Here is a 7,409-nt window from a genome sequence, read left to right as displayed (position 1 = left end):
CGGGATCGTTGACATCGATGACGACCACGTCATGGTTGTCGAGCCGCTCGGCCAGCCCACCGGACGTCACCGCGGCGATCGGTGCGGCATCGGCCAGCACGAATCCGATCCGCTCATCGGGCACTGCCGGGTCGATCGGCAGATAGGCCGCCCCCGTCTTGAGCACCGCCAAGATCGCGGCCACCGCCTCGGCCGAACGCGAAAATAGCAGTGCCACAATCTTTCCAGGGCCCGCACCTCGGCCAGCCAACACGTGCGCCAGCCGATTCGAAGCCTCATCGAGCTCGCGGTAAGTGACCGACTTGCCCTCACCCACCACCGCCACCGCATCCGGAATCCTGGCCACATGAGTCGCGAACAGCGCCGGGATCGACACTGGCATACTTGCCGACTCGCTCAACACGGCCCGATTGCCGATCTCCCCCAGCCGGGCATGCTCACCCGCGCCGAGCACATCCACCGATGACAGCGGCCGTGCCGGGTCGGCGGTCATCGCCACCAACACCCGCTCCAACCGATCGATCAAATCGCGGACGTCACAATCAGAAAGCCATTGTCCAGCGCCCCCGAACCCACCCGTCGTGGCGCCGGGCTGCATGCCGAGAAAAAGCCGATCGTGGTCGCTGAAAAAATCCAGCCCAAGCTGATCGACGAGATTGGTGTGGGTCAGTGTTCCCGAAACCGTGGCACCAGCAATGTTCGCCAGGTTTGTAGTCGGAATGAAGTTAAGGATTATGCGATTTGACCGCTGCGTAGAGCCGCGGAGACGCCTGTTCTCGATGAGGTGCACCGGGAATCGCTGATGGTGCAGCGCTTCTCGCAGTCGCGTGTCGACATGTTCACAAAAACTGGCAACCGAGGACCCCGGCGAAGCTTTTAACACCAGTGGGACGAACCCGGTAATCATGCCGGGCACCGCCTGCGTCTCCGGACGCACCCGCCTGCTTACCGGGAATTCGAACACCACCTCGGAACTCTCGACGTCGCAACCACCCACCAGCAGCGCGCACGCCGCAGCGATCACCGAAGAGCGGCGCACGCCCAACGCCTGCGCCAATTCCTGGATCCCGGCGACTACGGCCGGGTCTAATTCAACGGGTGGAGACGATTCAGATGGCTCGCGGGCGCCCGTTGCGGGCGCCGACCGATAACGCGGTTCGCTTTCCGCCGGCAGGTTCTTGGCCCAATAGGCCTGATCATCGAGGTATTCGGTGGACGCTTCGTATTCCACCTCGCAAGCAATCAGATCACTCAGCGATCCAAAGAAGACGGGGGGAATCGGTGCCCCCGAAGCCAGGGCGTTGTAGACCTCTCCGATCCGATGACAAATAAGGGCAAGGCCGATTCCATCCGCCACTATGTGGTGGCAGCAGACGAAAAGATAAAACTCATCCGGCCGCGTTTGCAATAACGCAAATTTGAACAGCGGGCCATCAAGCGGCATCACCGTGCTCTGAATCGAGGCTGCCAGCCGATAGGCTTCCTGGACCGGGTCCTGCGAGCCCATGTGCTCATAGCAGGCGAGCTCGACATCCGGGTAATCGACCGCCTGTTGGAAGACCTGGCCATCCACCTGGAAGAAGGCAGCTCTGATCGGTTCGGCCTCGCGCACCACTTGCCGGATCGTGTGCTCAAGCAGCCACGGGTCGACCGTGCCCTCAATTCGCAGAAGATAGCCCAGCTGCCACCTCGCACCTTGGTGGTCCGTTTGCTGCGCAAGCCAAATGTCTAGCTGTCCGCGCGTCAGCGGGAATGGGCCACCGTCAGGTTCCGTCAGTTGTTCGCGCCCAACCTGCAGCGCCCGGTCATCAATCGTCATCGGATTTCCTTCGCGGTTTACTCGCCAGAACCCCGGCGCTCTGTCGCCAGCCTGGTTCGTAGAGTCTTCGGCCGGATATCGGGCCAGTTCTGTTCGATGTAATCCAGGCACGCAGTGCGATCCGCTTCGCCGTAAACCATCTGCCAGCCGGCCGGAATGTCGGCGAATGCCGGCCACAGGCTGTGTTGCTCTTCGTCATTGATCAGCACGAGAAAGCTGCCATTGTCGTCATCGAACGGATTGATACTCACTAGTCCTCCAAGTTCTCGAATTGCGCACTTGCTGGTCCCGACCGGGAGCTCGGGGGCTTGACCGAGCAACGGTCTACACATGATCGGGAGCGTATGGGTTTGAATCATGTTGTAAGGCTTATCAAGCCGGGTAGCGTAGTAACTGCACACACATAGAGTGGTCAGCGCACGCCAACGCAGCAGCTTGCGTAGTGGCAGACAAATGTTCACCAAAGATGCACGTGTCAGCGTGGAATTTATTCTGCAACAGCGTTTTCCGTCGCGGCTGCGGGTCTGGGCTGTCAGCAAACACCCGGTACCGATTAGATGGCCACAGAGGATTACCCGACGCCGACTAGACAGCCGTGCGCCGGGTCCGACATGCGCGGATACAGCCACCCCCACCCGGGGGCCGGGTTGAGACCTGTGTCGAGCGCTTCCTATCTAGGCTGATGTACGCATTGAAAACTGCCATCGCGCCGATACCGGCGGGTGATGCCGTCACGCGCTGAAGACGATATCGGTTCTGTTCTCCGTCGGGACACTCTGGCAAGCAACAGATTTCGGTGTCAAAGACCCGAGAAAAGTCGAGAGAGGCGGAATTTCGTCGGCGGCGCATTCGACGCTGATCACCGACGGCCCGTCGACCTCTAGCGCTGAATGCATGGCGGCGCTCAAGCTGTCAACGTCATCGACATCGACCGATGGAAGGTCCGGAAACATCGCGGCGAGACCGGCCCCCAGCCGACTCGTTGTGAAGGTGTTGTAACTATGCCGATTCCCGTAGAACAACTTTTCGCTCATCGCGCACATGGCGTGGGCGTTGTTGTTGAACAAGACGAACGTCACCGGTAGCCCGTACTGCACAGCGGTATGCACCTCCATGCCGTGTGTGAAGAAGGCACCGTCCCCAGCTATCACCACAACGCGCTCGTGCCGCGGCCCGAATCTTCTACGGCCGAAGGCCATTCCGATCCCGGCGCCAAAGCTGTAGCCCATGCCGGGGGCGACGGCGAACCGGCCCCCGCGGCGAACCGGCAGATAATGGACGGCCGCCGCGCCGCTATTGCCGACGTCGACGACAACATCGACCCCGTCGGGCAACACGCGGTCGAGCATGCTCATCGCGTCGCGATAGCGCACCCCGGGACCGTCGAAGCTCGGCGGATTCAACTCGCTGCTCGACACCGCGTCGGGAACTCGAATTCCGGTCGGCCGCTCGCGCCCGGTCAGCGCGCTCGTCAGCATATGCAGCGATGCCTGCAGATCGTCGGTGTGGACGTGGGTGCATGCGACGTATGGCGGTACCGATCCGATTGAGAGGGTGGGCACCGCGGCCAGCGCATCGTCCAAACCTGCGCGCGCTGTCACAGGCAACCGGGTGCCCACCACCAGGCACAACGCGCTGCCGGCCACCGCTTTCGCCACACCCGGGTGGCCCATGACACCGGTGACGCCAAGCGCCGAAGACAACCCAAAACCCGGTGTGCCGGCGGCATCCTTGGCGTGAGGCACGCACGCCACCCGGGCGCGGAGCACCGCCCGCAACGACGCCAGTTCGGCTCGCGCATCGTCACGGACCACCTGTTCACCGGCGATGATTGTCACCGGCCCCCTCACCCGGCGCAGCATTTCCACGATCGGACGCGGATCACCGATGTCCCGTGGACTATCAATTCCGCGGCCGGGCATGAAGCCGTGGATGCACACGTCAGCTTGCTGAACGTCTTTGGGCAGCAACAACACCGCAGGGCCGCCCGCTCGCGCCGCCGCCACGGCGGCGGGCAGCGCCGAGGCGATGTCCGCGGGGGCCCGCACCCGTCGGCAGAACACCGACACCTCGGAGAACAGCGCCTCGGCATTCAGTGAACCGTTGCGGCCGCTCGTGTCCTGAAAGCTGCCACAACCATCCATCGCGGTGGCCGGCTGACCCACCAACGCCAACAGCGGCACGCGGCTGGTCGACGATTCCTCGAGGCAGGCGACAAGGTTCAGCGCGCCCACGCCGGAGGCCGCCACCACGCCCAAGCCACCGCCGCTGCGCCTATATCCGTCGGCCATCGCCGCGGCCGAGAATTCGTGTTTGGCCAACACCGCGCCGACGTCCGAGTGTGAGAATGCGGCGTCGTACAGGTCTTCGATGTTGCCGCCGTCGACGCCGAATATGTAGTCGACTCCGATTGACGCGAGATACCCGACGATGTGGTCGACCACCCGGTGGCTGTGAGACATGATTTCAACCTCTTAGAAACGGCGTAGGTGTGTTGCGTGCTCGCCCCAGCCCGATGGAGGAAGTTACAAGTGGGTGTGCGTCCGGGCTGCAGGCCCGCGCTCGCGGAGATGAGGGCCGCGCGCGTGCACCATGCGGCAGTGAGCAGCATCGGTACGGTTGCGGCAACCCCGCCGCGGACCCCAACATCCGTCCGGTGCAACGACTTTCGCGGGTTTTGTGACATCCTGTAGCAATCGACAACCACAGGAGTCCAACCGGCCATGCCCGCCACGCATGATGTCATGTGCGCGAGCTTATGTTTGCTCGAACAACCCACACGAACCGATTCAATCGACTCAAGTGGTACGCGCGCACAGATCGAGTGGTACCCCGGCAGGTAGTGCGCGACGGCTCCGTCGCGGCCGGCTTGACCGGTGGTCACAGAGTGCTCGGACCGTCGCCCGCCAGCGGAAAGATGGATTGCCTGCGCCGAACCCACCGCGTGCAGCGCCCGCGCTATCGGCTTGCGCGGGAGACTCTTTCGGATTGTGAACGATGCGGGCCGGTGCCGGAGCCCTGAGCGAACTACACAGCAGCCGCGGGGCTGGCTACCGGTGGCCCGATCCGCACGTCCGAATGGCATGTCGGTCAAGACGCGTCTCGGCTCATGAGGCGGATGAGCTCGTCGCGATTGTTGATGCCCAGTTTGGTGAATAGACGGTACAAGTGTCCCTCGACCGTTCGTACCGAGATCACCAGCCGGTCGGCGATCTGCCGGTTGGACAGCCCGGCCGCGACCAGCAGCACGATCTGACGCTCACGGCCGCTGAACGGCAGGGGACGCGCCGCGGCCTCGAGGGCGGGGGTACGCAGCCCGCATTGGCTGGCCAAAGCATGCGCCCACGTCGACGACTCGACCTCCCTGCGACGGTCACCCGCGCGGGCGTACTCGCCGGCGGCCTGAGCCGATGCGTCCGCGGCAAAAGCCAAACCGCCGAGGTCAGCGAACCGGTGTGCCGCGGCATCGAGCAGATCGCCGTCGTGTTGCGCCAGTCCGCGGGCATGGTCGGCGACCGCCCGCGCCGAGGGCGTGTTCAGCGTCTCGACGAGCTCCGCCACGCGCGCGGCCTGCGAACGGTCGCCGAAGCGCACCGCGGCATGGCGTGCCCGAATCTCCGCCACGTGCATCCCGGCCTCTCGTGCGATTTCGGCTGCTTGCAGCGCGTGCGTCTGGGCGGCCGCTGGGTCGCCGGCGGCCGCCCGTTCCCAGGCCCGGGCGAGCTCGAGCTCGGGCAAGAACACCGCGACATGCGGGCCGTAGGCCTTCTCCGCACGCCGTAACGCCGCTGTGGCCGCCGCGCTCTCGCCGCGCGCCCCTTCCGCCTGCGCGTGCAGGGCGGCCACCACCAGCAACCAGGGCGACGGAAAACCTTGGGACAGTTCGGAGATCGAGCGGTCGAGGGTGGCGCAGGCTGTCGGCAGCTCACCGCGGGTGACCTGTAGGAGCCCCAACATGGCGTCGACCATGGCCTCGGCCGCCGGGATGCCGATCGCCATCGCGGCATAGCGCTTGTAGATCCGCTCGGCCGCGGGATAGTCGCCGGAGGCGGTCGCGACCATGACCTCGGCCACCCCGATGGCGAACCGTTGTGATCCCGCCTTGCAGAGCGCCGCCGCCCGTAGGCCCGCCTCGGCTATTCGGCCGACTTCAGAGAATCGTCCGACGGCCATCAAGGCGCCACATGTCGCGATGGCCGCCCACACGGTCGCCATCGGTATGACATCGGACTCGCACAGTCCCGGCCCCAGTTCGAGCGTCGTCGCAACGTCACCGCAGAAGAACCCGATGGAAACCTCCAAGGCGTTGATCAGATGGATGCCCCCCTCGGACGCAACGCGCTGTTTCACATCGCTCAGTACGCGCCGCGCTGTTTCCGCGTCACCGCACCCCCATGCCAAGTTGGCGGCCCGCAGACACGCCCACCGCGCGATCATCCACTCGTCACCATCGATGTCGACGTCGAGCAGGATGGCTTCGGCTTCCTCGCCGCGCCCTTGCCAACTCACCGCCTCGGCAAGCACCAACGCGGCCGGCAGGCCACCACCACGATCGACCGCGAACCTCGCCAGCTCCTCGCCCAGCGGCACATTCGACATCGCCAGCGCGTCGGCGGCCGCCTTGACGGCCACATCCAGGTCGGGCTCGAGGTCGCTGCGCATCATGAACCTGGCCAACTGGATCCGGCCCCGTAGGTCGGGCAATTGCGAGCGCCGTCCCGTTGTCCGCAGGTGCCTTCGAAGAGTTTTGGCCAGTAGACCGTTGATTTGCCGCGAGCGCACCATCCCGGCGCGCCGGATCGCAGCTTCACCGAGCATGGGGTGATTCAGTTGCGCCAGGGTGTGGGATCCGTCGGCGACCAACTGGATCAGACCACGGCGCTCCAGGTTCGCCATCGCGTCGGCATCGCAGATTTCGCGCAGGATCTCCAACTCCAGCAACTCGGCGGTGGCCAGAATCTCCACCACCTCCAGCTCCGCCGGACTCAGCGATTGCAGTCGAAACTCCAACGCGTCGTGCAGCTCCCGGTCGGCGCGCAACGGGCCCCGGAGTTGCCAACCCTCCTCGGTGTGAACCAGCGCACCGCTCTCCCGCCCGGCGGCCAGAAAACCACGCAGCAGCAGTAGATTTCCCGAGCTGCGTTCGAACAACTCGTCGACCAGTCCGGGCTCGACCGGACCCCCCAACACCGCGCCCGCCAATAGGGCGGTCTGCTCGCGGGTGAACGGATCGATGTGCACGGTCAGCAAGATGCGTTCTTTCAGCAACGCGGTCACCGCATCCGAGACCGGTTCGCCGGACCGGATCGTCACGATCAACCGCGCACTGCGGCCGGCCGCCAGCTGATTGACCAGGGTGGCCGACAACGGATCGAGCAGCTGCGCGTCGTCGACCACCACCACCAAGTTCTTGTCCTGGCCCAAGGTGTTGTGCGCAGCGGCCAGCATGATCGCCGGTTCATGTCCCACTCCGAGACTCACCACGCGAGAAAAGGCGCCCAGCGGCAGAGCGCACCCCGTTTGCGTGCCCAGCGCGAATCGCACCGTGCGGCCGGCCGACTCGAGCGTCTTCGCCAGCATGCGAGCCAGC

At 64.8% G+C, this 7,409-nt stretch carries 4 protein-coding genes; all 4 read right to left on the bottom strand.

Annotation, left to right across the window (positions count from 1 at the left end):
• Nucleotides 1–1,819: condensation domain-containing protein (locus tag A9W96_RS28625; RefSeq protein ID WP_156765459.1), on the bottom strand; the 1,819-nt coding region annotated here is incomplete at its 3' end.
• A gap of 17 nt (nt 1,820–1,836) precedes the next feature.
• A complete protein-coding gene (locus A9W96_RS28620) occupies nt 1,837–2,070 on the bottom strand; it encodes an MbtH family protein (RefSeq protein ID WP_066867433.1) in 234 nt (77 codons plus the stop codon).
• Nucleotides 2,071–2,550: 480 nt separating this feature from the next.
• Nucleotides 2,551–4,281, bottom strand: a complete 1,731-nt coding sequence (locus tag A9W96_RS28615; protein ID WP_067144558.1) for a thiamine pyrophosphate-binding protein — start codon at nt 4,279–4,281, stop codon at nt 2,551–2,553.
• Nucleotides 4,282–4,909: 628 nt separating this feature from the next.
• Nucleotides 4,910–7,409, bottom strand: a 2,500-nt coding sequence (locus A9W96_RS28610; protein ID WP_067144559.1) for a LuxR family transcriptional regulator, incomplete at its 5' end; no start/stop codon positions are given.

This window comes from Mycobacterium sp. 1245852.3 (assembly GCF_001669335.1).
Lineage (GTDB): Bacteria > Actinomycetota > Actinomycetes > Mycobacteriales > Mycobacteriaceae > Mycobacterium > Mycobacterium europaeum_A.
This window is presented reverse-complemented; position numbering and strand designations above follow the sequence as displayed.